At 40.8% G+C, this 26,306-nt stretch carries 25 protein-coding genes; 1 reads left to right on the forward strand and 24 read right to left on the reverse strand.

The window, feature by feature from the left end; translation table 11 throughout:
• Window positions 1-29 precede the first annotated feature (29 nt).
• The 22 genes from STRDD04_RS09275 to STRDD04_RS09380 all read right to left on the reverse strand — a co-directional run bounded on the left by STRDD04_RS09275 (window position 30) and on the right by STRDD04_RS09380 (window position 24,012).
• Window positions 30-1,028 carry an acetylxylan esterase gene (locus tag STRDD04_RS09275; RefSeq protein WP_062201723.1) on the reverse strand — a complete coding sequence of 333 codons (999 nt, stop codon included), beginning with the start codon at window positions 1,026-1,028 and terminating at the stop codon, window positions 30-32.
• 226 nt (window positions 1,029-1,254) lie between these two features.
• Window positions 1,255-2,970, reverse strand: coding sequence for an ABC transporter ATP-binding protein (locus STRDD04_RS09280; protein WP_062201725.1), 1,716 nt, complete (start codon window positions 2,968-2,970; stop codon window positions 1,255-1,257).
• A 2-nt stretch (window positions 2,971-2,972) separates the two neighbouring features.
• The gene (locus tag STRDD04_RS09285) at window positions 2,973-3,746 is read right to left on the reverse strand and encodes an ABC transporter permease (RefSeq protein WP_231853926.1); all 774 of its coding nucleotides are present in this window, start codon (window positions 3,744-3,746) and stop codon (window positions 2,973-2,975) included.
• Entirely contained in the window at window positions 3,746-4,618 is an 873-nt protein-coding gene (locus tag STRDD04_RS09290) for an ABC transporter ATP-binding protein (protein WP_062201729.1), read from the reverse strand. Before STRDD04_RS09290 ends, STRDD04_RS09285 begins: the two co-directional genes overlap by 1 nt.
• Window positions 4,611-5,030, reverse strand: coding sequence for an Msa family membrane protein (locus tag STRDD04_RS09295; RefSeq protein ID WP_062201731.1), 420 nt, complete (start codon window positions 5,028-5,030; stop codon window positions 4,611-4,613). Before STRDD04_RS09295 ends, STRDD04_RS09290 begins: the two co-directional genes overlap by 8 nt.
• A gap of 14 nt (window positions 5,031-5,044) precedes the next feature.
• A complete protein-coding gene (locus tag STRDD04_RS09300) occupies window positions 5,045-5,614 on the reverse strand; it encodes a CPBP family intramembrane glutamic endopeptidase (RefSeq protein ID WP_082757376.1) in 570 nt (189 codons plus the stop codon).
• 8 nt (window positions 5,615-5,622) lie between these two features.
• A complete protein-coding gene (locus STRDD04_RS09305; protein ID WP_052076763.1) occupies window positions 5,623-6,363 on the reverse strand; it encodes an amino acid transporter in 741 nt (246 codons plus the stop codon).
• Window positions 6,364-7,541: 1,178 nt separating this feature from the next.
• Window positions 7,542-8,459, reverse strand: coding sequence for a helix-turn-helix domain-containing protein (locus STRDD04_RS09310; protein WP_062201733.1), 918 nt, complete (start codon window positions 8,457-8,459; stop codon window positions 7,542-7,544).
• A 133-nt stretch (window positions 8,460-8,592) separates the two neighbouring features.
• A complete protein-coding gene (adhE, locus tag STRDD04_RS09315; protein WP_062201735.1) occupies window positions 8,593-11,244 on the reverse strand; it encodes a bifunctional acetaldehyde-CoA/alcohol dehydrogenase in 2,652 nt (883 codons plus the stop codon).
• Window positions 11,245-11,535: 291 nt separating this feature from the next.
• On the reverse strand, window positions 11,536-13,350 hold the full coding sequence (locus tag STRDD04_RS09320; protein WP_062201737.1) for an acyltransferase family protein: 1,815 nt from the start codon (window positions 13,348-13,350) through the stop codon (window positions 11,536-11,538).
• Window positions 13,340-13,753, reverse strand: a complete 414-nt coding sequence (locus STRDD04_RS09325) for an MORN repeat-containing protein (RefSeq protein WP_062201739.1) — start codon at window positions 13,751-13,753, stop codon at window positions 13,340-13,342. The genes STRDD04_RS09320 and STRDD04_RS09325 overlap by 11 nt, the downstream gene beginning before the upstream one ends.
• 3 nt (window positions 13,754-13,756) lie before the next feature.
• A complete protein-coding gene (locus STRDD04_RS09330) occupies window positions 13,757-14,179 on the reverse strand; it encodes a low molecular weight protein-tyrosine-phosphatase (RefSeq protein WP_062201741.1) in 423 nt (140 codons plus the stop codon).
• Between the two features lie 128 nt (window positions 14,180-14,307).
• Window positions 14,308-14,895 carry a nucleotidyltransferase family protein gene (locus STRDD04_RS09335; protein WP_062201742.1) on the reverse strand — a complete coding sequence of 196 codons (588 nt, stop codon included), beginning with the start codon at window positions 14,893-14,895 and terminating at the stop codon, window positions 14,308-14,310.
• Window positions 14,892-15,890 (reverse strand): Holliday junction branch migration DNA helicase RuvB, encoded by a 999-nt coding sequence (gene ruvB / locus STRDD04_RS09340; protein WP_062201744.1) that lies wholly within the window; start codon window positions 15,888-15,890, stop codon window positions 14,892-14,894. The genes STRDD04_RS09335 and ruvB overlap by 4 nt, the downstream gene beginning before the upstream one ends.
• A 315-nt stretch (window positions 15,891-16,205) precedes the next feature.
• Complete coding sequence (locus STRDD04_RS09345; protein ID WP_062201746.1) at window positions 16,206-17,243, reverse strand: aldose epimerase family protein; 1,038 nt, start codon at window positions 17,241-17,243, stop codon at window positions 16,206-16,208.
• Between the two features lie 21 nt (window positions 17,244-17,264).
• Window positions 17,265-18,296, reverse strand: coding sequence for a tagatose-bisphosphate aldolase (gene lacD / locus STRDD04_RS09350; protein ID WP_062201747.1), 1,032 nt, complete (start codon window positions 18,294-18,296; stop codon window positions 17,265-17,267).
• 21 nt (window positions 18,297-18,317) lie between these two features.
• A complete protein-coding gene (locus tag STRDD04_RS09355; protein WP_062201749.1) occupies window positions 18,318-19,481 on the reverse strand; it encodes an SIS domain-containing protein in 1,164 nt (387 codons plus the stop codon).
• A gap of 108 nt (window positions 19,482-19,589) precedes the next feature.
• On the reverse strand, window positions 19,590-19,994 hold the full coding sequence (locus STRDD04_RS09360; RefSeq protein ID WP_062201752.1) for a PTS sugar transporter subunit IIA: 405 nt from the start codon (window positions 19,992-19,994) through the stop codon (window positions 19,590-19,592).
• An 11-nt stretch (window positions 19,995-20,005) separates the two neighbouring features.
• Window positions 20,006-20,824 carry a PTS system mannose/fructose/sorbose family transporter subunit IID gene (locus STRDD04_RS09365; RefSeq protein ID WP_062201753.1) on the reverse strand — a complete coding sequence of 273 codons (819 nt, stop codon included), beginning with the start codon at window positions 20,822-20,824 and terminating at the stop codon, window positions 20,006-20,008.
• Window positions 20,811-21,725 carry a PTS mannose/fructose/sorbose/N-acetylgalactosamine transporter subunit IIC gene (locus STRDD04_RS09370; RefSeq protein ID WP_062201755.1) on the reverse strand — a complete coding sequence of 305 codons (915 nt, stop codon included), beginning with the start codon at window positions 21,723-21,725 and terminating at the stop codon, window positions 20,811-20,813. The genes STRDD04_RS09365 and STRDD04_RS09370 overlap by 14 nt, the downstream gene beginning before the upstream one ends.
• 26 nt (window positions 21,726-21,751) lie before the next feature.
• Window positions 21,752-22,228 carry a PTS sugar transporter subunit IIB gene (locus STRDD04_RS09375; protein ID WP_062201757.1) on the reverse strand — a complete coding sequence of 159 codons (477 nt, stop codon included), beginning with the start codon at window positions 22,226-22,228 and terminating at the stop codon, window positions 21,752-21,754.
• Complete coding sequence (locus STRDD04_RS09380) at window positions 22,225-24,012, reverse strand: glycoside hydrolase family 35 protein (protein ID WP_062201759.1); 1,788 nt, start codon at window positions 24,010-24,012, stop codon at window positions 22,225-22,227. Before STRDD04_RS09380 ends, STRDD04_RS09375 begins: the two co-directional genes overlap by 4 nt.
• A 140-nt stretch (window positions 24,013-24,152) precedes the next feature.
• On the opposite strand from STRDD04_RS09380, the gene STRDD04_RS09385 reads away from it, so the two are divergent.
• A complete protein-coding gene (locus tag STRDD04_RS09385) occupies window positions 24,153-24,869 on the forward strand; it encodes a GntR family transcriptional regulator (protein ID WP_062201761.1) in 717 nt (238 codons plus the stop codon).
• 481 nt (window positions 24,870-25,350) lie between these two features.
• On the opposite strand, the gene dhaM is transcribed toward STRDD04_RS09385, so the two are convergent.
• Together dhaM and dhaL are read right to left on the reverse strand one after the other, a co-directional pair.
• On the reverse strand, window positions 25,351-25,725 hold the full coding sequence (gene dhaM, locus STRDD04_RS09390) for a dihydroxyacetone kinase phosphoryl donor subunit DhaM (RefSeq protein WP_062201763.1): 375 nt from the start codon (window positions 25,723-25,725) through the stop codon (window positions 25,351-25,353).
• Complete coding sequence (gene dhaL, locus STRDD04_RS09395) at window positions 25,725-26,303, reverse strand: dihydroxyacetone kinase subunit DhaL (protein ID WP_062201765.1); 579 nt, start codon at window positions 26,301-26,303, stop codon at window positions 25,725-25,727. The genes dhaM and dhaL overlap by 1 nt, the downstream gene beginning before the upstream one ends.
• Between the last annotated feature and the right edge of the window lie 3 nt (window positions 26,304-26,306).

A 26,306-nucleotide genomic window follows, 5' to 3' on the forward strand; every position in this document is an offset into this window, starting at 1 on the left:
CTTAGTTTCTTTCTTAGTACTATCTATTTTTACCAGTCTTTAAAAGCTTCCAGCAAAGAAGGATGGTCAATCTTTGAGCCGCAAAGCCAGTTGAAGACCCTATCATTGACATAGACATTCATGGCTTCATGCTCGTACTCTGGCATGAGATGGTGCTCCTTAGTACACTCCAGCCGATTGTAAATCGCAAACTGGGTAATCGGATAGCAAACATCGTCAGCCAGTCCTGTTATCATCCGCACCTTACCTTGAATGCGGTGAGCCATATTTTTTACATCGATGTAGGACAAGGTCTGGATAATCTCATCCTCCGTTTCGTGGAAAGGATCGTGGAATTTAAAATAACGAAAGAGCTCATCATAGGCTTCGCTGGTATTGCCAATCTCCAACACCCGCCGAAAGTCTGACAAGAAAGGATAGATAGCCACTGTCTGCTTAATGCGCGGATTGAGAGCCGCTGCCACCAAAGCCAAGGCTCCGCCCTGAGAAGCCCCATAACTGGATAGATGCTCCTCGTCCACAAAGTCCAAACTCGCCACAATCTCAACCAAGCTGTAGATATCCAGATAGACATCCTTATAAAAGAGACGCTCTCGTCCATCCACTGCCCCACGGATAATCTGACCCTTGACCGTATTGCCCCTTACAGGCGCCCCTCCATCCAAGGAATAGCCTGACTGGCCGCGCACATCCATGGATACGACACCATAGCCAGCCACTGTATAGGCCAGCATATCGGTCCAATCCCAGCCACGACCCATATAACCGTGGAAATGAAAGATAATCGGAACTTTTTTACTAGATCTGGGAAGGACCATACGTGCATAGGTTCGCCCCTGATTCGTCCCCTCAAAAACTAGCTCATAGCAGGTCACCCCAGCAATTTGAAAATCTTTTTCAATCAGCTGATAGTCCGGCAAAGCACTCAGACTACGAATCTGACAATCCCAAAAAGCATCAAAATCCGCTGGAACTTCATCTCTGCCTCTATAATCCTTTGCTTCTGCTAATAAATATGGATTGCGCATCTCATCCTCCAACACCATTATTTTTGTAAACCCTTACAAAAATAATAGCACAGCACCTTCCCTTTTTCAATCCTTTGCAATATTAAGAATTTAGTTTCTGTTTTTGCTGTGATTCTTTTCTTTTTGAAACTAGTTTCAAAAATAGGTCGGAGAAGTTCCCTGACCTATTTTTTGAGATTACATTACTAAAAACAAAGAAAGCGAGGTGATCAAAGAATCACGCCTTTCAACCTGCTCTTTGTACATTTGATAAAAATTCTTGATAGAGATGATTTCTAAGTAGCAACTGATGATGAGTTCCTTGATCCACAATCTGTCCAGTTTTATCCAAAACAAGAATCGAATCTGCTTTCTTGACTGTATGCAAACGATGTGCAATCGTCATGCGTGTTTTACCTGCTGTCAACTTATCAATTGCTTTACTGATTCTTTGTTCTGTCATACTGTCTAAACTGGCTGTTACTTCATCTAATAGATATATCGGATGCTCCAGCAATAAAGCCCTCGCAATATTAAACCGTTGCTTTTGCCCCTCGGACAACCCAGTACCACTATCAGAAATTTCCGTATCTAAACCTTTGTCTAAATCCCTTATCAAAGATACCAAACCCAATTCTTCTAAGACTTCATTCATCCGTTCTTCTGAGACGATTTTATTTTTCCCATAGAGAAGATTTTCCCTGATCGTTCCATGAAACAAGGTATTATCTTGAGGAATATAAGCTACCATATTTCTCAGCTGCTCCTCAGATAAGTCTGCTAAGTTCTGACTTCCAATGAGAATCTCTCCCTTATAATTTTGATAGAATTTCATCAATAGAGCAAAAATGGTCGATTTCCCTGCACCGCTTGGTCCAACAATTGCAGTATGCTGTCCCGCTTGAATATTGACGGATAAATCGTTTAAGACATTTTCCTGATCATAAGAAAAATTAACATTCTTCATGATGATACTCGATCCAGATAGTTCTAATCCTTTTTCTCCTCCTACTTCTTTGTCTAACTCTACCATCTCCATGAGACGATTTGAAACACTCTGAAACTCTGTCCAATCCGTCATAAATTCAGAAATATCTGTGATGGGGTTAATCAACTGTGTCAGATAGAGAACAAAAGTCATCAGGGTACTCATGGTCATATTACCTTTAGATACTTCCAAACCAGCTACCACCAACAGTAAAATGATAAAGGTCATGGTCAGCCCATTTGATAAGGTATTCTGAATAGAGGATAAGCCGATAATCTTTTTAAAGTTGTGGGTTAATTGATTAAAAAAGTGAGCCATGGATTCTTCTTCACTCTTTTCGCCATTGAAGGATTTCATCAAACGGATATGAGTGAAACGATGACTAATCCGACCAGAAATGTCTCCCAGCCCTTCTTGATAGTTTGTGTAGTGACTTTCTAGCCGATGATTTATTGGAATAATCATAAATAACAAAATCGGAAATAGCAAGAGAGACAGCAACGTCAAGGGCAGACTGATATTTACTAGAAAATAGAGAGAACCCATAATCACAATCCCATTTAAAATAAGATTTGGCAATACCGATGTGATAAAGTTCAAAATAACAGACATATCATTTGTTAGCCGACTAGCTACATCACCCGATGGATGATTTTCTAGTTCCTTGACAGAGGTTGCTAACAGGGAGGTATAGATATACTTTTGGAGCTTGTTTACAGCTTGACTGCCACACAAGCCAATCACATAGCGTGACGAAGCTTGGACAGAAAATACGAGCAAGAGCGATACGATGGAAACCGCTATTGTTATTGGGTTAGATATGAGCGTGATTAAAAATTCTTCATTCAGTAAGTTCCCCATAAATTGTGGAATAAATAAACTCATAATCGTTCCAATAAAGCTCAAGCCTAAGCCAAAAAGAAATTTTGGCTTATTGAGGTACTTGATAATCAACTTTAAGAGTTTTTTGTTCATTCTTAAAACTCCAGACTTTTAAATTTTTTTATACTTAAGGTGTTCAAAACAAGACCATAGACTGCCGTTACCGTCGCTGGCCCAACCAATCCAATCCAGATGTTTTCAACTGTCTGCGTAAACTGCTGGTAACCTGTTGGCAAGAGTGCTGCAATTGGGCCCCCTATTGCTGATAGAATCATCATTGTTACTGTCAATACAATGGCAATTGTCATAGTTATCCCAGTCCCAAAACGTAAAGAGGCAAAGGCTGCTACAGAAATAGCTAAAACTCCTTTTAAGAATACTGTGAAAATACTAACCATCTCTAACAAAGTATAGTAAAGTGTATCCGATACAATTTGAGTTGTCCCAAACTCCATATGTACGACTCGTGTGTAATGAACAAGCAAAGAAGAAGCAAAAAATAATGCAAAATAAATAGAAAGAATAAGGAGAAGACTGAAATATTTTGAGAAGTAAATAGATTTTCTATCAATATCCTTGTAGAGAAACATCGTATGATCATCCGTTTCTCTCCTGAAAACAGAAATTGTCAAAAAGTATAGGGCTAAAGTCGGCAAAATCATCATATCCATCGAATTAAGCATCATATCTGCAAAGTCAATGTAGGCAACCTTACTACCATCCGCATTTGCAATTTGCATAAAATTAGACTCTCCAAAGAAAGAAGCCGCTAAATAAACGAGTGGATAAAAACTAAAAGCAAGAAAAATTTTCGTTTCTTTTCGCTTCCAGACCGATTCAAATACTGCTGAAAAAATATTCTTCATCATTATCCTTTCATAAATACTTCCTTGAGATGATTTTCTTTGACATCAATCGATTCAATCATATCATTCTCCGCAAGAACCTTAAAGATTTCATTTAAAGTAGAGCAACTACTAGCTGTAGAAATGTCCAATAGCCTACCCTCAAGCATCACGTCAGATGATAAGTAACTGTCTAGTAATGCAGTATTTGCGCTAGGATGTAGGTGAACAACTACACTTGGCTGCTCTTTCCCTTCAAACGAATCCACCAATTTCCCACCTTCAATATATACATATCGATTACACAAGGCCTCTAACTCACCTAACTGATGACTTGAAATCAACATAGAAATCTGACGTTCACTTGACCACTGTTTCAAAATATCAATTAATTTTTGAACACCAATAGGATCTAAGCCAACAAACGGCTCATCTAGAATTAGAAAATCAGGTTCTGCTACTAAAGCAATCGCTAAAGCTGTCCGTTGTTTCATCCCAAACGAGAAACCTTTCGGTTTACGGTTGCGAGCTTCCCAAAGTTCTACTAAACGAAGTGTTTTTTCGATATTTGGGTACAATTCCTGCTTCCCGTGTAATTTGAGATAAAATTTTAAATTATCCATCACAGACATTTCTGGGTAGAAAACTGGATCAATCATAATCCCAAAATCTTCCAACACATTATCTTTGCTATTAATATCAATACCTCTATATGTTATTGTCCCAGATGTTGGTCGTTGAGATTTTGCCATCATTTTCATCAAAGTCGATTTTCCGGCTCCATTCTTACCAATTAAACCAACAATTTCTCCTTTCCCAATTTCAAGAGAGACGTCTGATAGAGAATAAAAATCATTTCCTTTAAACTGTTTTGACAGATTTTCAATTTTAAGCATGTTTTACCCCCTTACTGGAAACCTTATTTGAAATAAAATGCGATGCTAATGACACTCCGTAAAATAGCAAACTAATAAACAAAATCTGTGAACTATCAAATAAGTTCAGTGCAATATCTAGTTGCATATCTTCATCTGATATCATATTCATCTGAGCAAACTCTATCCAAGTACCATTTGATGAGGTCAGATAAGCAAATAAAAGATACGCAGCCACTGATACAGTTGGTAAGACAAGAGCTGTCCAAAATTTCCATTCTCCTTTTTGAACTTTATAAACGATAAAATTCAAAAGTAAAGGAAGTGCATAAATAACTAATAAAACTAAAGGGACTGATAAAAAAGGTAGTAGGTAACTTGTAGCAAGTGCCAGCACTGCATAAATCACAACAGCAAGTAAAAGTAATAACATTTTTTCTCCTTAGATTAAATAATTGATTGATAAAGATTGTAAATCCAATGTCCACCGATAGCGTACTCCAAACCAAATTTTGTCGCCAAAATTGAAAATAGAATACCCAATGGGGTTCTGATGAGTAGATTGTCTATCATAGGATAGTTTAGATGAAGTAAAATACCGAATAACAATGACGCAATAATGATTGACCAAAGGCGGGAATAATTGTTTCTCAACACTTTATAGATGACAAATCGAAATAGAAACTCCTCGCACATGGAAATCACCATTTGATGAAAATACTCATCGCTTTTTAAAAAATAATGATTAACAAGAAAGATAAGCAAGGCAAGACATAGATAGGACTGCCAGTGAAAAACTACATCTGTTTCCTTTGAGTAGAGACCATATTTCAATGAGAAAGTATGAGGAATAAGCATAAAGCCAATTGGCATAAAACAAATGAGGGCAATAAGATAAGACAACTGTAGCTGTTGGCTAAAACTTATAAATACGATAGAAGTTCCTAATGAATAGACTAGAAATGCTATACCAATTAAACTGATTGGTGTCATTAAAGATAGAAGATTATATTTCATCATGTTTCCTAAAATTCTATATGTTTAAATTTCTGTTTTCCTTTGATGTAAAAGAAGAGTATATAAAGAACTGATATTCCTACCGCAACTAAGCAAGCTAGTGGAAAATTCTCTTGGGACAAGTCTGCATAGCCGTTTGGAAACAAATAATTAATCCCAATCAACACAGGAGCAACTGAGGCAGCTAGCGAAAAGAACACTCCCGTTAAAACTGTTTGAACCGTTTTTGAAGTCACCGAAATCATTACCACTAATAGTAGTGTAATCAGATTCAAACTAATAGTAGATAACAATGAAAAAATTGTCGAAAAAATATCTGGAACTTTTTCAGAAATAAAGTTAGCAGGAACAGCTCCTTGTGAGAATAATATACCGTAGTAAGATAGCACACTTGTCATAACCGTTCCTAGTAGAAATAAAACATATACAACTAATAAACTGCCTAACTTCGCTTTAAAAATCTGTGAGCGATTGATGTCTTTGTATAGAAATAGAATCCCCGAATCAATTTCATCTTTAAAAACAGAGGATATAACGAGTGAGAATAATAAGTTAGGCAATATCAAACGATATTGAGTGCTAATGGTTGTAGCAAGAAACTCTGAAAAATTCCCTGCCAAACCTGTGCTCGTCCCGTCCATAAATTCTGTTAAAAGTGGAACTAATAAAGGAAGAAGTATAAAAATTAAAAATATCTTAACATCCCTTCTGCTAAAAACAGATTTAAATATTGCTTTAAATAGTGTCATTGTCATCTCCTGATTCACTTATTAATAAAACTAAGACCTTCAATTGTATGCTACTTACTTAAATTGAATGACGGCCACGGGTATAGGTGTAACTGATAATACCAAGGTTGATGGTATTGCGTTTTGATACTTTTTTAATTTGTTTTGCCATTTTATGTTCCTCCTTAAATTGAATGACGGCCACGGGTATAGGTATAGCTGATAATACCGAGGTTGATGGTATTGCGTTTTGATACTTTTTTAATTTGTTTTGCCATTTTATGTTCCTCCTTAAATTGAATGACGGCCACGGGTATAGGTATAGCTGATAATACCGAGGTTGATGGTATTGCGTTTCGATATTTTTTTAATTTGTTTTACCATTTTATGTCTCCTTTAATCTATTTTGTTCTTTTTAACCATGGCTTTGGATAAGATTGTTTCGTTATGAAGTCACTGTCTTCCAAAATCCAATGATTAGCTAACTGATGTTTCATGCGTTTTGTTCTCCAAATTCTTTATGTTATGTGAATTACTATCATTTAACGATAAATGGAAAACACGGATGCTTACATTTGAATGACAGTTTTTGATACACTGGTGTATAAATTGTCTGTCTCATGTCTCTTCTCCTTTTTCAAACCTATTTTAATTTTTCAAAAAAATCAAAATCCCTAAATGTACGATTGTATTTCAGAGTCATATCAAGTCCCTCTGTGATATCTGATACTGTAATTCTTGCAGTGGGAGAGATATTTTTCAAAGTATAAACTCTAAGAATATTTCTTTTAACCGTAATCAAGTCTAACAAGTAGCCATTGATCCTTATCTCCACTTGTATAAGAGTATCGTATGACTGTCGAATGACCAATACATCTCGTACGCCACCTCTGTAAAAATTTGGTACATTATTGAATCGTTCGAATATTAATGTACAGTAACTTTTTGTATTTACCCCCACCAACCACCGATAAAGCTCAGCAAACTAAAAAATTTAAACATTTATTTTTCCTTTCTGATGTCTTACTTACAAAAATAATTATATCAGCGCAACAAAAAATCACCAATGACAGAAATGTCACTTATTTTTTAACAAATAGATAGCAAAATCCGAACAAAATAAAAAACTTTCGGCAATTGTTAATAAAAATGCCAAAAGTTTTATTTTTTCAAGACATTGATGTCACTCTGACTAAATATCATAGATATTTTTTCATATCTTCTTTCCATTCTCCATCCAAACTCTTTATCAATTGCTCATTCCCCACCATCTGGGCAAACACTTTAGCCTCCTGATATTTTTGATTAGCTAGATCAAAGTCAGTTTGAATATAATATTTCCACTCAACCATTGATATAATTGGTTTCTTTTGAAAGTCTCGCGTTTTCTCCGTAATCCAATTTAATTTTTCCACAACCATCTTGAAAAGCTCTAAATCATTCATAGATTCACAACATCCCAGACCGGCAAATAGAGCATCACGCACAAAAAATAGTTCTCCCACTTCCACTTGTTCTATTTGATTGCAGACTCTTGTAAGTAGATTTTTTATCACACTTTGTTCATCGTCAGTTACTAATTCCTGTTCCTGTTTGAAATATTTCAATCCCTTACATAAAAAGTATAAACGAATTGTTAGAAAATCTTTTGTTACAAAAGAATCCTTATTTAGTATTCCTTCTAAATTTTCATCAAGAATACTATCCCCATAGAGTGTATCAGCAGTTGCCCGCACCTGCTCAATCGCCTGCAAGCAATCAATCATTATCTGCTCATCTCTTGGAAGATTGTCATAAAAGTCTTCAAAGATTTCATCAAAATACGCATCTTTTTGTTCTTGCAGTTCCTTATCCCCATAGTCAGGATGATGAAGCAGAAAGTACTTGATTTCCTTATAACGCTCTGGTAACTCTTGATAGTCAGGCATGAGGATATAGGCTGGAATCTCCAATTTTTCTGCGATATGCTCCAGAGTTTTCAGAGTGGGATGAAACTCTCCTTTTTCGATACGTGCCAACTGGCGGACAGACAAACCAGACTCATCATCACAAAAGGCCGGACGGCTCAAACCTTTCTTTTTGCGTAACTCCTCTATTCTTTTACCAACATTATTCATCAACCAGAACCCTCATTATTGTTTGAAAACTAAATAATTTAATTACCAAACTTTTATTTTCTTATTATATCATAATTCCTCCAATCACGCCAAAAAAGGTAGGATTTCTCCTACCTTGTGGTTGATAACTATATTATTTACGACGTCCTGGACGTTCTGCATAGCCATAGTAAGCGTCAGCCATGATTTCTTCCATATCAGCTACCATTGGCAAGCGTGGATTGGCTGGTGAACATTGGTCTTCATAAGCTAGAAGGGCAATTTCATGCAGACTATCATTCCAAACCTTTTCATCAATTCCTTGATCTTTGAAGTTCATCTTAATGCCGACTGCCACACCAAGATCATACACAGCTTTTGCATACGCTTCAACCGCTTCTTCCGGAGTTGAGCATGGCAAGCCAAGCATGCGAGCGATGTCTTGGAATTTTTCATCAGCTTTCCAGTAGTTGTACTTAGGCCAAGTCGTTGTCTTAGATGGACGAGTACCGTTGTAGCGGATAACGTATGGAAGTAAGATTGCATTGGTCCGTCCGTGAATAGTGTGGTGCACACCACCGATCTTGTGGGCCATTGAGTGGCTCATTCCAAGGAAGGCATTGGCAAAGGCCATACCAGCCATCGTAGAAGCATTGTGCATCTTTTCGCGAGCTTCTGGATCAGCTGTTTTCACAGATTTTTCCAAATATTTGAAGACTAATTTGATAGTTTGAAGGGCAATACCATCTGTGTAGTCGTTAGCAAAGTTAGAAGTATAGGCTTCAGTCGCGTGGGTCAATACGTCCATACCGGTATCTGCTGCGATAAATGCTGGAACAGTTTCTACCAAAGCAGGGTCAACAATCGCGATGGTTGGAGTCAAAGCATAGTCAGCAAGTGGGTATTTGCGGTTGTTTGCTTTATCAGAGATAACGGCAAATGGAGTCACTTCTGAACCTGTACCAGATGTTGTAGGGATACCGATATATTTAGCTTTCTTACCAAGTGATGGGAATTTGAAAGCACGTTTACGGATATCCATGAATTTTTGAACAAGGTCGCTGAAGTCAACTTCTGGCTGTTCGTAGAACATCCACATACCCTTAGCAGCGTCCATTGGAGAACCTCCACCGAGTGCGATGATTGTATCTGGTTCAAAGGCACGCATTTCGTCTGTACCACGACGGATAGTTGTAATATCTGGATCTGGCTCTACATCTGAGAAGACTTGGATTGTCACTTTGTTCTTACGGAGATTCAACTGGTCAATTACACGTTGAACAAAACCAAGTTTTTCGATGGACTTATCGGTAACAATCATAACGCGTTCAATATCTTCACAGGTTTGAAGGTATTGGATAGAGTTGCGCTCGAAGTAAATTTTTGAAGGAACTTTAAACCATTGCATATTATTTCTACGTTTCCCTACTTTCTTGATGTTTAAGAGGTTAATAGCGCTAACGTTATCACCAACTGAGTTACGTCCGTATGAACCACATCCAAGTGTCAAGGATGGAATGAAGGCATTATATACATCCCCAATACCACCGAAAGTAGATGGAGAGTTCCAGATAATCCGCATAGCTTTGATTTCAGTACCAAAGCGTTTAGCAAGAGCTTCATCTTTTGTATGGATAGCAGCTGAGTGACCAAGTCCGTTAAATTCAACCATTTGACGAGCTTTTGTAAGACCGTCTTCTGTATCTTCAGCTTTCAAGACAGCAATAACTGGTGAAAGTTTTTCGCGAGTCAATGGCTCATTTGGACCTACTTCCGCACATTCTGCAGCCAGGATGTTTGTACCTTCTGGTACTTTGAAGCCTGCTTGTTCTGCAATCCATGCAGCTGGTTTCCCTACAATGTTCGCATTTAGTTTAGCACCAGCACAGTTTTTGCTGTTTGCTTTAGCGCCAAAGCAGAATTCTTCAAGAAGGGCTTTTTCTTTTTTGTTTACAAAGTAAGTGTGGTATGACTTGAATTCTTCTACAAATTCGTCATAAACTTCCTTGTCGATGATAACAGCTTGTTCAGATGCACAGACCATTCCATTGTCAAATGATTTAGACATAACAATGTCATGTGCTGCTTGACGAAGGTCTGCAGATTTTTCTACATAGGCAGGCACGTTTCCGGCACCAACCCCAAGAGCTGGTTTTCCGCATGAGTAAGCAGCCTTAACCATGGCATTCCCACCGGTCGCAAGGATCGTAGCAATACCATCGTGGTTCATAAGCGCACCTGTCGCTTCCATAGATGGTTGTGTAATCCATTGCACACAGTTTTCAGGAGCTCCTGCTGCAATCGCTGCGTCGCGTACGATTTGCGCTGCGTGAGCTGAAGATTCTTGTGCAGATGGGTGGAAAGCAAAGACGATTGGATTACGTGTCTTCAAAGCAATCAATGATTTGAAAATTGCTGTTGCAGTTGGGTTGGTCGTTGGAGTGATCCCGCAGACTACTCCGACAGGCTCTGCAATTTTAGTCAAGCCAGTAATCGGATCATCTTCAATGACACCAACAGTTTTAACTCCACGCATATTGTTGACAACGTGTTCGCAGGCAAAAAGGTTTTTTGTCGCCTTGTCTTCAAATACACCACGTCCAGTTTCTTCAACAGCATGTTGAGCAAGGATTCCGTGAGCATCCAAAGCAGCAACTGAAGCTTTTGCTACAATATAATCCACTTGCTCTTGGTTCAATTTTCTCATTTCTTCAAGAGCTACCAGACCTTTTTGAACAAGTTCATCAACATGCTTTTCAGCAGCCAATTTCTTTTCCTCAGGTGTTACAATTTTTTTATCCGCCATCATAGTCCTCCAATGGTTTCTTAGAAGGCTTGAAGAATCTTCAGCCTTTGTTAAAATTTTCACAATAACATTATACCTTATTTGCCTATCTTTGTAAACACTTTCAACAAAATTTCACATACTTTATTGGAAACTTTGTGAAGTAAATTATCACCCCCTCTAAATTCACGGTTTCCGCTTATCGCTTGTGAAATTTATTTTCTGTGTTTTTATTATTTCACATACTTCTTAAAATGTTGGAAAGCGCTTTCATATAGTGACTATAGATAGCTCGGTTAATCCGAGCTATCTTTATGGTTTAACGTTTCCGGCCTCGGCTTGATCCAACGCTTGTTTAATCGTATTGGCATAGAGAAGTCCGCCTTCTTTCATTGATTCTGTATCTGAACCATAATGAACATAGTCTGTACCAGCCCAAATCTGCGGATTATCTATAGCTACTTGATACCAGTCTGCCACATGAACAAAATCATACTTCTGGGCAAGCTCTAATTCGTACTGGCGCGTTTTAACCAGAATGCTATTGGAGTCTCCGGCCGTTCGTCCGTCATAAGGAGTTACCAGAATCAGAGTATGACCTTTTGGCAGATTCTCAATATACTGGTTTAGCATTTCTTCATAATTGTCAACTGTATTAGTCCCCAAAGCTAATACAACATTTTTTAAAAGAAGATGATTAGAAATATCGTTTTGATAAACTTCAAATCCCGAATTAAAATTTCGGCTGACGATAGCATCTAATTGAACATTCGGAATGACTTGTTGCAGCCATTCACTTGAGCGAAGGGCAACCGAATCCCCAATCATGGTTGTGCCTGCAGCTACATTATAGTCTGTGGCTGTTGTTTGATCCACATGACTGCGAGTCGCCTGCATTTTCGTATCTGCCTGATTTAAAGCATTGACAATCAGGCTTTCCTCAAAGGCTCCGACAGATGGCGCTGTCACGGTGATAGAAAACAGAATAAGTGTCAGCGGAATGAAACTGTAGAAGACCGGCTTAGTAATAGATGATAAATCCATCTCGGTTCCCATGATCTTAGGCTGTCGTCCTGCCAGAGTAGGCTCCAAAATATAGAAAGAGAGAGCTGCAAAGCTGAAACTCAAAATTGTTGTCAACAGTACAGCCCAGCCATTGCTCATCAGCTGAGTAAAGATGATGTAAAAAGGCCAGTGGAAGAGATAGACGCCATAACTGGTATCTGCGATAAAGTTGACAAATTCGGGCTCCTTCACATCTGGCAATTTGTCGTGCAACATGCGGGTTGCTGCTATCATGACGCAGGCCAGAAGCGTCGAAGCCATAAAACCAAATAAATAGGTCCACAAGCTATCAAATTTCAAAATGAAACTGAGTAAGATAAGAATGGTAAAACTTCCGCCCAGAGCAGCTACTACTTGCTTGAGGTTGACCATTTTTTCCAGTTTCTTCATCTGAACGGCAACATTTCCGACTCCAGAAAAAGTCGCAAGTGCTGTCCCTGCAAAGAAAGGAAAAACATGAGTCAGACTTGAAAAATAAATATTAGAGTAGTTTTTGCTAATGAAAGCTCCAATAAACATAGAAAAGAAGCTGAGCAGAAAGAGAGCTGCTGAAGCGAGAGAAATCATCCCTCGATACTGAGCGACTGATTTGCTGAGCTTGCTAAGTCCCCAGGCAGCCAAGCCCCATAAAACATAGTAGTGCACTTCTAGCGCCAAACTCCAAGTGTGAATCAGCAAATGCGGTACAAACTGACTTTCATAACTTCCGCCCGACAGCATTTCATAAAAATTGGTCACAAAGCCAAGAGCAGCCGCAACCTGAGTACCAATACCTGCTATAAAATCTCGACGAATCAACAAAGTAAAGGGCATGATGACCAAAATCATAAACCCTAGGGGAGGAACGATGCGATAAAAGCGCCGTTTCAGAAAGGCCAAAATGTCAATCGTCTGGTTCCGCGCAAACTCATCAATCAACAGCGAGGTAATCAAAAATCCTGAAAAAGTGAAAAAGATATCCACTCCAATAAAACCTCCAGGGAAGACACCCTGAAAGTAATGATAGAGTAAAACTAAGACCAGTCCAGTAATCCTGACCAGCGAAAACCATCTAATGCGCATTTTGATAAATCCCTTGCTTGAATGTCCCTTCGTAGATAACATTGCCTTCTGTCGTTAGTTTACCTTTGCCATCGGCTTGGCCATTGACAAATTCACCTTCATATTTCCAACCGGACTGTGAAGTAAAGGTACCCTTGCCGCTGAAAATACCATTTTTGAAGTTCCCTGTATAGCTGTCCCCGTTTTTAAAAGTAAGAGTGCCTTGGCCGTTCATTTTCCCGTGGACAAGACTGCCCTCGTATTTGATATTTCCCTGATCCAGCGTTAGGACACCTTTGCTAGGAATATTTGATGTAAAAACCAGAATAGCTGATAGCACAATGACGGTCACTGCGGCTATTTCTAGATTTTGACGGGTCAGATAGACCTTGTATTTATCGTAAAATTCTTTTATTTTATCCATTTTTCACCCATTTAATCGCTCTAGCCACCTGTGGCAACCAGCCAAAATCAGTTCATAAGTTTCATCGAAATCGCCCGTATACCAAGGATCCGGTACACCACGATCAGCAAACTGGTAGATTTTATCCTGAAAATCCACCGGCACCATCCGCCGCAAATCGCGAATGTTAGACTCATCCATGCCGATAATATAGTCAAATTCTGCAAAATCCTGAGCTGAAATCTGCTGAGAAGTTTTTTCTTTATCATAAGAAATAGCATATTTCTTAAAAATTGCTTGGGTTCCTTGATGAATGGGGTTGCCATGCTCCCAATTAGACGTCGCCCGACTTTCAATCTGCAGACTATCGGACAAACTTTTCATTACAAACTCTGCCATCGGACTGCGGCAGATATTTCCCAAACAAACAAATACAATTTTCTTCATAAGTCTATTATATCAAAATAAAAAGAAAACTGCGGTTCTTTCTCGATTATTCTGTAACAGCGGCGCCGAGAAATGAAAAACCACCACATTGGGCGGTAAAACACTAACATTAAAAAGAGGTGCCTTATTTAAATCGCGGATTTCTTTTCCTCAGAAGGAAATTCAAAGCTTAATTGTGGCCATTTATCCTGCCAATTTTTCTTGCTGAGTCTTTGAGCATAGAGCTTTTTTCGCTCTTCATCAGCCAGAAAATGTGGCGTTGGTCGCACCTGAAATGCTCGAATATCCTCCAAACTATAGGGAGCAAAAAGTTCCAGTTTATCATTTGCCATCAAGCGCAGGCCGATGGCCGTGCAACGCTCAGGGTATTTACTCATGGCTTCGCAAGCGTTTTGATAAGGCACCGTTCCGGGACTATGACGGTGCATATAGACTTGATTTTTCAGTTCCCAACGATAATCGGGAAAAGCTTCCCTTAGCTCCATTTCCAACTGCAAGGTTTTTTCATAAGAAATAGTCGGATCAAAGAAAATCACATCCACATCTGTGTTAGAATCAAAGCCTGGCTTCCCAGACAAGATATTCCAGAAAAAATTTCTCACACTGCCAGCTGCTAGCCAAGAGTCTTTCAATTGCAAGCTACGGATAATTTCTAAAATCGACCGAATATCCCGATCCTGTCCCAATCGGTCTAAAATCTCCTCAACTGTCATTATTCCTCCAGATAAGGATATCCTAAATGCTCATAAGCTTTGCGGGTAGCCACGCGCCCAGTCCGAGTCCGCATGACAAAGCCTTTCTGAATCAGGTAAGGCTCATACATGTCCTCCACTGTTTCACGCTCCTCAGCAATATTGACCGAGAGAGTACCCAGCCCCACTGGACCGCCATCGTAGACCTCAATCATAGTCTTTAAAATCTTCTGGTCAACGTAGTCTAACCCTTCCTGATCCACGTCCAGCATGGTGAGGGCCTGGTCGGTTATCTTATCATCAATCAAGCCATTGCCCATAATCTGTGCATAGTCCCGCACCCGCTTGAGCAGACGGTTGGCAATCCGCGGTGTACCTCGGCTGCGCAAAGCCAGCTCCTTAGCAGCCTCGTGGGTAATATCCATCTCAAAAATCTCTGCCGTCCGCTCAACGATTTCAGTCAAGTCGCCAGCTTCATAATACTCCATGTGACCAGTAATCCCAAAGCGAGCCCGCAGAGGATTGGACAGCATGCCTGCCCGAGTGGTCGCCCCAATCAGAGTGAAAGGCGGCAATTCCAGATGGACACTGCGACTAGTCTCGCCTGAGCCAATCATAATGTCAATGTAAAAATCTTCCATGGCGCTGTAAAGCACTTCCTCTACCGCCATTGGCAAACGATGAATCTCATCTATAAAAAGAACATCACCTGGCTCCAAGTCATTGAGAATCGCTACTAAATCACCAGCCTTTTCAATAACCGGACCTGAAGTCTGTTTGAGATTAACACCTAGTTCATTAGCAATGACAAAGGCCATTGTCGTCTTCCCTAGACCCGGGGGACCAAAAAGCAGGGTGTGGTCTAATGCCTCATCCCTCAGCTTAGCTGCTTCAATAAAAATCTTCAGCTGATTCTTGACCTTGTCTTGGCCGATATATTCTTGTAAATACTGGGGGCGGAGAGTGCGTTCCACTAATTCCTCATCACCCATCAATTCATTATCTAAAATTCTACTCATAGAACTATTATAGCAGAAAATAGAGCAGAAGAAGCAAATCTGACCCGCGTCTGAACACAAAAAAAGACCGCCCGATTGGGTGGTCTTTTTGGGAGATTATTATGAAAAAGTTTTAGGATTTCTATCAAACAAAGTTAGGAGGTCCTCATTTGATGATATTAGTATAACGCGCTTATCTTAAAATTTGCTTAAAGAAAAATACTTCTCTCAAAATTTTTAATTGATAAAAACGGCAGAGGGGGAATCTACCGTTTTCTTGTATCTGAGGCTAGTATCGCCATGTTAGATACACTTCAAACGAAGCAAGTTTGCTGTTTATTTCACTCCTGCGAAATAAACTGTGGTGCTGGTGAAAATGTGACCTGCCTTGAGAATGACCTGATCCTTCAAGTCACTATGAATCGCATCAGGCAAGGCCTGTGCTTCCAGCGCCAGACCATTATGCTGAATCATTGGCTGTCCATTGATGATGACTGACTCATCGACAAAATTTGCCGAATAAGTCACGACACAAGGAGCATCTGTGCGGAAAGTCAGATAACGACCTGATGCCGCATCATAAAGACATCCTGCCTCTTCCTGCTCTTTATCGAGAGCAAAGGGATGATCCAGCCCTGACACGACCTGAATTTGCTCGTCTTGGTCAGCAAAAATTTCTTTTAGCTCCAAACCTTTTTGCAAGTCTCTGACAAAGCCACGATTCGCATCCGCCTCTTTTGCTGGCACACCGTCAGGAGTAATCGGATAAACCCCTTTGGTATGCAGCTGGAGGACATGCTGATCAATCGGCTGACTGAAATCACCTGACAGATTGAAATAGCTGTGGTTGGTCGGATTGACCAGACTATCTTGGTCTGTCTGAACTTGATAGGAAATCTCCAGCTCCCCTTTTTCTGTCAAGGAATAAGAAATCCAGATTTTCAAATTTCCTGGGAAGCCACCTGTCCCATCTGTCCGCTCTGTATAAAATGTGACTCCGTCGTTTGTGACTTCCTCCGTTTGGAAAATCACACTGTCCCAGCCAGTAGAGCCACTGTGGTTGCAATTCTGACCATTATTGACTTCCAGCTGGTAGGACTGCCCATTCAGCTCAAAGTTAGCCTTCGCAATCCGCCCCGCAACTGGTCCCACGCTGGCACCATGCTTAGGACTATTGCCAACATAATCATCAAATCGCTCAAAACCTAGAATGATATTGGCAAAATCACCATTTTTATCGGGTGTCTGATATTCTAAAATCGTTGCACCATAATTCATGACCTTGAAGCAATAGCCCAGAGAATTTTCAAAGGTATAGGCTAAGACATCCTGCCCTTTAAAAGTCCCAAAAATAGATTCTTGATAAGATTTCATATAATCTCCCTCTGTTGCATCTTAAAAATCACGAACCAGCCATTGCCGGTCTTCAAAAGGGAGATTAACCTTATCTACCCAAGACACAGCTGTTTCTTTTAAGACTTTATTGAGTTCATCAATATTTTCAAATCCCGTGGTGCGCAGCCATTCCCGAGCAGCATCTGTGCCACTCTCGATATAAGCTTGCACACTGCCGGCCCAGGTCGCGCGTCCGCAGAGCACACCGTTAAAGCGAGCGCCTGACTCGTGCGCAAAGACCAGTGTTTCCTGGAAAAGCTTAGCAGACACACCTGCACTGAGGTAAATATAAGGAAGATGGGTAGCTTCATCCTGCTCTTTGAAAAAGGCTGCCGCTTGGGCTTTTGTATAGACAACCTCACCATCGCCAAAACCTTCCACATACTTGACATTGACAGGAACTTCCACTTTCAGGACATCGATATTGAATCGTGGATGAGAGAAAACCTTCATGGCTTCAATGACCTTGCGCGGTTTGACTTTAGCGTATTCCACACTTCCAGTGTCTGCATTTGTCTCATCATAGGCCAAAATTTCAAGGAAGAATGGGATGTCTTCGGCAATACATTCTGAACCGATTCGTTCAATATAGGCCTGCTTTTCCTGATTGAGCTCATCACTGCTGTCCACATCATAGTAAAGTAAAAACTTAACCGCATCCGCTCCTTGCTCTTTGATTCGCTTAGCGGACCAAAGATTTAAGCAGTCTGGCAGACGTTTGGTACTGGATGTATCGTAGCCTGTTTTTTCATAGGCCAGCAGCAAGCCTGCGTTTTTATCTAGTACTTTGGTTGCTGGGAGGCCATATTCCGGATCAAGCAGCATGGAGGAAGCATGAAGAGTCAACTCTTCTGCCACCAAAACTTTCAACTCTTCCATTTGAGCCACACTTGGTTCACCCTCTTGATATTGAGCCATCAAGCGTTTCAAGGCTCCCCGTTGGTCAAAGGCCAAGGCTGAAATAATGCCGTTTTCATCTGAAAGTCTTTTTAAGTGACTGACTTTTCCATGACTAATGTTTAACTTTTCCATATTCTGATTCCTTTGTGATTCCTATTGGTGAAAAGGGTGGATGATGACTCCCTGAACAACCCGATTGACTGTACCTGTCGGAGACGGTGTATCTGGTCGATTTTTTACTTTCAAAGAAGTCAAGAGAGAGAATAGCTGAGCATACACAATATAAGGAAAGGCTCGATAGCTATCTTCCAAGATGTCACTTTCAAGAACCACTTGCTCAACATGTTCCAAGTCTTCTCTGCGCTCTGTAAAGAAGACAACCTTGCGAGCAATCTGATCTCCTGCCACTTCACGCACCAAATCCAAGTCGTAACGTTTGGTGTATGCATCCCTTGAGCCAAATACCAGTACAAGTGTATCTGCGTTAATCAAGGATTTTGGGCCATGGCGGAAGCCAACTGGAGTTTCATACATGGTCGCAACCTTCCCTGCGGTCAATTCCAAAATTTTCAGCTGAGCTTCGTGTGCCAGACCAAAGAATGGTCCTGCTCCAAGATAAATGACACGGTTAAATTCTAATTCTGTCAAAGCTTGGACATCAACCACATCTGCCAAAACCTTTTGACTCAAGGCAATCAACTCGGCTACTCTTGCTTCTTTTTGAGCCAAATCTGCCGGGTCAAAAACCAAGAGAGCTGTCAACATCATAGAGGTGAAGCTAGAGGTCATAGCAAAGCCTGCATCATTTGATGGAGCTGGTTGCAATAAGAGGAGATTACGTTCGTCGCCATGCGCCTGCTGAGCCAGTTTTCCCTCTGCAGCACAGGTAATGGTCACCTGATAGAGCTCTTCAACCAACTGCTTGGCCAAGTCCACTGTCGCAACACTTTCTGGCGAATTGCCACTGCGGGCAAAAGAAACGAGAACCGTTGGTATCTCCTTGTGCAGATGAACCTCTGGATCAGCCACGATATCTGTCGTCGCAACCGAATTAAAATTCCATTTGCGCTCATCATAAAGCTTTCTGAAATAAGGCAACAGTGTATCGCCCACATAAGCCGAAGTTCCCGCACCTGTAAAAATAACCTTGATATAAGCATACTTTTCTTCGATACCTTTCAGAAAAGCAGCGACTTGGTCAGCTTGATCCTTGTAATGATTAAAAGCTGTCTGCCAAACATCCGGCTGTTGGTAGATTTCACGCGTCGTGATTTCAGCGCCCAATTCAAGTAATTTCTCTTTTGAATAATCTAGCATGGTACTCCTTTCAAAATTAAACATAAATATATTGGTTGCTTCTATTTGAAAGAGGGAATGGGAAAATTCCCCACCCCCCTTCATTTCTTTTTCCGTTACAAAACAGTCCTACTCATCTTCATCATCTGACAAGCCTGCTAAAATATCATTAACCTTAACGATATGTTCAACTGCTTTTTTCGGATAGTCAACATCGGCTCCTGTCAAAGAAGCATTGAGAAACTCAATCACCATCGGCAGATTCATGCCTGCATATAAGTCAATGTCCTTACCTTCTAAAATAAGGCGGCTGACTACATTACACGGTGTTCCTCCCAAAAGATCTGCAAACACAAGGTAATCTTCAAAATCCTTGACTGTGTCTAAGAACTTAGCTGTGAAATCATCCGGACCCTCCTCTGGTAACAAGGCAACGGCATGAATATCCGCTTGAGGTCCCATAATCATCTCAGTGGTTGTTTTCAGTTCTTCACAAAAGCGACCATGACTAATCAAAACTAATTGTTTGCTCATAATTTACACCATTATGCCATCCCAAAGAAGAAGTGACCGAATGCTGAGAATGCAACTGCAGCAACAATGATGAGCAAGATAGCTTTTGTAGAGTTCATACCCTTACGTCCAAGCAACCAGTAGATTGCACCTGTGATGATTGCTGGTACCAAACGTGGGAAGATGAGGTTGAGCATATCTTGAATTTCGATCGCTTTGTCCCCAATGTGTGGAGCCCAAGAAACTTCAACACCAATCATGCTGGCAATCAAGGCACCAACCATGAAGACACCAAGTACAGATGCAGCATCAATCAAGGCTGTCAAAGTACTTTGCATGTTGTTGATAAGGTTAACCCCTTCTTTGTAGGCAAATTCCAATTGTTTCCAACGGAAAATGTCATAAGCAACAGCTACAGCAATCCACATGAAGATACCTGCTGGATTTCCTGCAACAGCCAAAGTTGCCGCAATTGAACCCATAATAGCTGGTACCAATGATCCAAAGATTGAGTCTCCAAGAGGAGCGAATGGTCCCATGAGACCTGTCTTGATACCATTGACCGCATCTTTTGATTTGACACCATCTTTTTCTTCCAAAGCAAGGTCAAAACCAGTGATGATGGTGTGGAAGAATGGTGAAGTATTGAAGAATTGCGTATGCAATTTCATCATTTCTTTCAGTTCAGGTGAACCGTCTCCATACATTTTGCGCAATTGTGGCAAAATCATGTAAAGGTAACCAGAAGCCTGCATCCGTTCATAGTTCCAACCTAATTGGAAAGTAAACAAGCTACGTTTGTTAATTTGTTTAAAATCTTCTTTTGTTAATTTGTAATTAGAATTCGTCATCTTCAATTTCCCCGCTTTCTGATTCAGTTACTGGAGCAGCTACGACTGTACGTTGGCTGTTTTTGAAGTGTTGTACTGCAAGGAAGATACCGATGATGGCGATACCGATCATAGACACACCCTTGAAGTTGTTAACAAAAGTAATCATTTGTTCTTCTGGAAGTTTAGAGAACACTTCAGAACCAACAATGCTAGACACTGCAGCACCAAGGCTTTGAACATTGCTATAAAGCACTGTCAACATAGCCGTCAAACCAAATCCAAGTGCCAAGTAGTGAAGGTTGCGTTTAACTGGAAGGTAGTGGAGCAAGATTGCGAATCCGAGACCTGGAAGCATTTGACCTGCAAGTTTTAGACCGTTTGCCAACCATTGTACATTAGAGATACCTGTAACAACAGCTTCTACAAAAGCTCCACCAAAAGCAAGTGCGAAGAAGACTGGGAGGGCACGAGATGCCATCCAAGGAAGAGCGCCAAGGAGATAGTTACGTTCGATACCTCTGTAGTCAAAGCGTTCAATCGCAGCATCTACACGGTGAGCGAAGTAAGTTGTAGTCATACGACCAAGAATATCAAAGTAAGTCAAGAGAGCAGCTACTGGAACAGCGATTGTTGAAATCGCGATTTCAGGTTTGATACCTTGAGCTACTGAGAAGGCAGTCGCAAGAACCGCACCAGAAGTGGCATCAATACGAGATGCACCACCGAATGTACCAACACCAAGTACTACCAATTGAAGGGAAGCACCGATGAAAAGACCTGTACCCATATCTCCCATAATGAGACCTGTGATAAATCCAGCAAATACAGGTGAACCTGCTGAAGAAACGATCGTCAACTCATCGCAGATTTGATAAGCTGAGTACAGAGTGAGTAATAAGATTTGCCACCATTGTATCATGACAATGACCTCCTAAAAATTTTTCCTTATTTTAACAAATTCATAAAATCCGCAACCGGATCATTTGGAACCATCTGAGCTGTCAGTTTGACTCCCTTTTCATGCAGCTTGTGGAAAGCTTCCACATCCGCATCAACCACGTTGATTGAGCGAGTGATTGAGCGAGTTTTATCTGACTGAGACATATTGCCGACATTGAGCGTTTCAAGCTGAACCCCTGCCTCTACCAAACGTAGGAAACGGTCTGGTTTACGCGCTACAATCAAAAGTCGCTGTGAATCATATTTACCAGCCAGAATGTTTTCTGCTGCTTTAGCGACTGGCAAAATGCTGAGCTTCACTCCTGGCGGTGTTGCCAGCTTGAGTCCGCTCTTTTCGATAGCATTTTCAGCTACCTCATCATCAATCACCATAATGCGCGAAATGTTGAGTTTGGTAGTCCAGAGATTGGCTACCTGTCCGTGGATCAAACGTCCATCGATACGTGCACCTACTATTGTCATAAATTTTCCCCCTTTATTGTTTTAAATGTAGGTTGTTTAACTAATTGAATGCATTCTTTATATTCCCCTTCCGTTTCAAAAATGATAATGCGGTTCCTTCCTTCTTTCAGAAGGCTATGCGGAATATAAAGCGATAAGGTTGGTCCGACATTCCAGAAACGGCCGATATTGACGCCATTTACAAAGGCAACACCCTTCCCAAAACCAGACAAATCTAAATATGTGTCTTTAAGCGCTTTCATTTCAAAGTCAAAAGCGTAGAAAGCTGGCTGCTTGGGTTGCCATCCTTTTGAAAAATCGATGTTCCCTGTATTTTCTAAAGGAAGTGGATACTGCTGCCAATCAAGCAAGAAATGCAAATCCTTGCAGACACCAGTGCGAATTCCTTTTCGCTGTGTATCCGCCAAGAACTTGTGCCCGTAATTGACCCGACCCATATTCTCAATCAGAATATCAATCTGGTGGGTTGCCTTCTTTTTCCCAGTGACAAAGATATCTTGACCAATCTCGGCTTGATACTGTGTTGTGACAAGCTCCCCATCTACAAACAGCTGCATCCTGTCTCGTCCGTCAATCACCCGAATCTTTTCCTCATCAGCATCCCAGCTCGCCTCTGTATGGTAAAGCAAGTAGCCATAGCTTTGACCCAAATCCTCCATTTTGATAGGATAGAGACTCTCAACTGGCTGAGCCAAATCAGGAAGTGTTTCAAACAAGCTTACTTTCTCACTGAGAGCAATATCTCTCAGTTCAAAGGATTCTTTTGTGAGCGGTTTCATTTGTGGGTATTCAGGATAGTAGGTCTCCATCATTTTTTGCACTGCAAAATATTTCGGCGTCGGATTCCCCTGTTCATTGAGCAGGGCGTCGTAGTCATACGAGGTCACCTGTGGCAAATCCGTCACACCTCTCGCTGAGCATCCATTCATGAAGCCAAAGTTTGTGCCTCCGTGAAACATATAGAGATTAATAGAGCCTTGCTTCAAAACCTCATGGACTGCTTCAGCTAGCTCTTCTGGCTCTCTTTTAATGACCGGTTCTTTCCAACGATTGAACCAACCGTCCCAAAATTCCATGCACATGAGTGGCCATTTTTTGCCATGCTCATCAAAGAACTCTTGCATTTGAGAGAAATTGTAAGCTGCCTTAGAGCCAAAATTACCTGTGACAAATAAATCCTCATCGATCAGAGTACCGGCTTTCAGAGTCGCCCTCCAAGGGCCATCTGATGTAAAGAGCGGACAATCAACGCCTCGATCCAGCATCAATTGCCGAATCGCTCTCAGATAGTCTTTATCTTCACCGTAAGAGCCATACTCATTTTCCACTTGCATCATGAGGATGTTGCCGCCCTTGTCCAAGAGCCTTGGAACCAACCGCGGAAGCAACTCATCATAGTAATCCGCAACAGCTTGGAGATAGCTGGCATCAGAAGAGCGGATTCTCATATCCTCATTCAAGAGCCAGGCTGGCATTCCGCCAAATTCCCATTCCGCACAGATAAAGGGCGAAGGGCGAACGATGGCATATAAACCTAAATCCTGAGCCGTCTGAAGAAACTTCTCAATATCTAAAATCCCCTGAAAATCAAACTCTCCTTTTTGAGGCTCGTGCATATTCCAAGGAACATAGGTCTCAACTGTATTGAAGCCTAGAGCTTTCAGATTGTAGAGTGAGTGATACCAGTCTTCCGGCTGAATCCGAAAGTAGTGAATCGCTCCCGACAAAATCTTAAACTCTTGACCATCCAAGTAGAAAGAAGAACCTATTTCAAATCTCGCCATCGCCTTTCCTCTCTTGTTTGTAACTGCTTTCATTTATTGTATTATTAATATAATAAATTTTTTCATAAATGTCAACATTTTTTTGAAAAATATGTTAAAATGATAATAAAGAGGAATAAATAAAAAGAGAGGTAATTGCCATGGCTATTCCTAAATATCAACAAATCAAGGATGAATTGAAACAGCAGATTATTTCTGGCAAGTTCGAAAACGGTGATAAATTCTACACCGAAGCCGAATTGATCCAACTGTTCAATGTCAGCTCTATCACTGTTGTCCGTGCTTTGAACGAGCTCGCCAATGATGGCTATATCATTCGTCAGCAAGGAAAAGGAACTTTTGTTTCACGTGCAAGAAAACACAAACTCGTGGAATTCTCTGACGTCGAAACCTTCCCTATCCAAAAGGATAAGGTAACGGTTCTGTCCATCAAACGTGGAAACAACTTAAAGATTCTAGAGAAGTTGGAACTAGCTCCAACGCAGTTTTACTATAAGATTGACCGTATCCGAAACACGGAAGGGAAAACTTATATCTACCACCAAACCTATATCCCTGAGCAGTATATCAACCCAAATTATCCAGATCTGGACTACTACAGCTCAATCTACAATCGCTTCAAAACAGACTATCATATCCACATGAATGATGAATATTTTGAAGAAATCAACGAAATTACCTTCCCAACACCAAAAGATGTTGCTAAAGTGCTGGATATTGACCCGAATTTCCCAACCGTTCATCAAACCAAAACGACCAAACTGGAAAATACCGGCCAAATTCTCGAATATAGCGAAACTTACAAGCGCGGGGATTTCTTCAAGATTAAGTTCATTTCTAGCAATCGCGATCACTGAAAATAAAACGATGGCTGATTTATGGCTGTCGTTTTTTGCTTCCCTGTTACCAGCTCAACCCCATTATAAACCTATCTAGACCAATTTGCAAGATATTTGACTCATAAAATATCTTTTTCTTACATTTTGTAGCTGAAACAAAACAATTTTAACCGTAAATAGCATTTTTTCTTGTTTTTTATTTGATAATCAAACAAAATCCAAACTTTACTCATGATTGTTAGAACAATATTAGAGTTTTTTTATATAAAAATATCAACTAATAAGGCTAAAAATTCTTAACTATGTCCTTTGTCGGCGTATACAAGTTTGATTGCATCTTTTTTAGAACAAAATATAGACTGATAGACTCTATGCGAAAGAGAAATAAAACAAAAAGACTCAAAATTACGTTTAAAAAACGTTGATTTTAAGTCTTTTTTATAATTCCATTTTCTATTTCTGCCGATTGAGCGACAATTCAACTTCAAAGGCTACTGTACTACTTATTGATTTCCAACTCCCCAACTTGCTCTAGAACTGCTTCCAAATCCGCCCCAGCCTGGAGAAGAGCAGCTGCCGTGTAGGCTCCTTCTACTATGGGAACATTGTTGATGATGATTTCCTTGTCAGAAAAGTCTGCGACCATTTCCAGATTCATCCGAGCCGATCCCAGATCAAAAAAGGCTAAAATAGTGTCCTTATCATTGGCATCTAGTGCTGCCTGAATCCCTTCAAAGCTAGTCCCAATGCTGCCGTCGTCCAATCCGCCCACATAGCTGATAGCCACATCTGCTGCCACCTGTGAAATGAGGTCGAACAAGCCTTGAGCTAAATTTTTGGAGTGGGAAACGATAAGAATGCCTGTATCTGCCATCAGTCTGCCTCCGTTTCTAAAAGAGCTTCAAAGAGGAATCCAGAAGAAGCTGAACCGGGATCAATATGACCAATCGAGCGCTCGCCTACATAAGACGCCCTGCCCTTGGTCGCTTTCAGATCTTTGGTCGCTTCCACTAGGGAATGAATCTTTTCATGCGTCAAATCTCCTGATTGCAACGAAACAGGAATCCCCGACCAGACATCGACCATAGTCTTCTCGCCTGGCACAGCCTTGCCCCGTTTCTGAATCATGTCCAGCCCAGCTTGGATGACTTCCGACAGGTCTTTGCCGTCTTTTTCCGCCTTAGCCATGCCCATAAAGGCTGAGCCATAGAGAGGACCGGAAGCACCACCGACCTTACTGATTAGCTGCATAGAGACGGCCTGAAAAACCTCAGCCGCACTGGCAAAGTCCTTAGAAGCTAGATTTTCTACCGCTACTGCCATCCCTCTGGCCATATTGCCACCATGATCGCCATCACCGATAGGTGTATCGAGGTCAGACAGATAGGCCTTTTGCTCCTGAATCTTCTCGTTGAACAACTGCATCCATTTTTTTGCTCTTGCTGCGTCCATAAG

The sequence above is a fragment of the Streptococcus sp. DD04 genome (assembly GCF_001578725.1).
Classification (GTDB): domain Bacteria; phylum Bacillota; class Bacilli; order Lactobacillales; family Streptococcaceae; genus Streptococcus; species Streptococcus sinensis.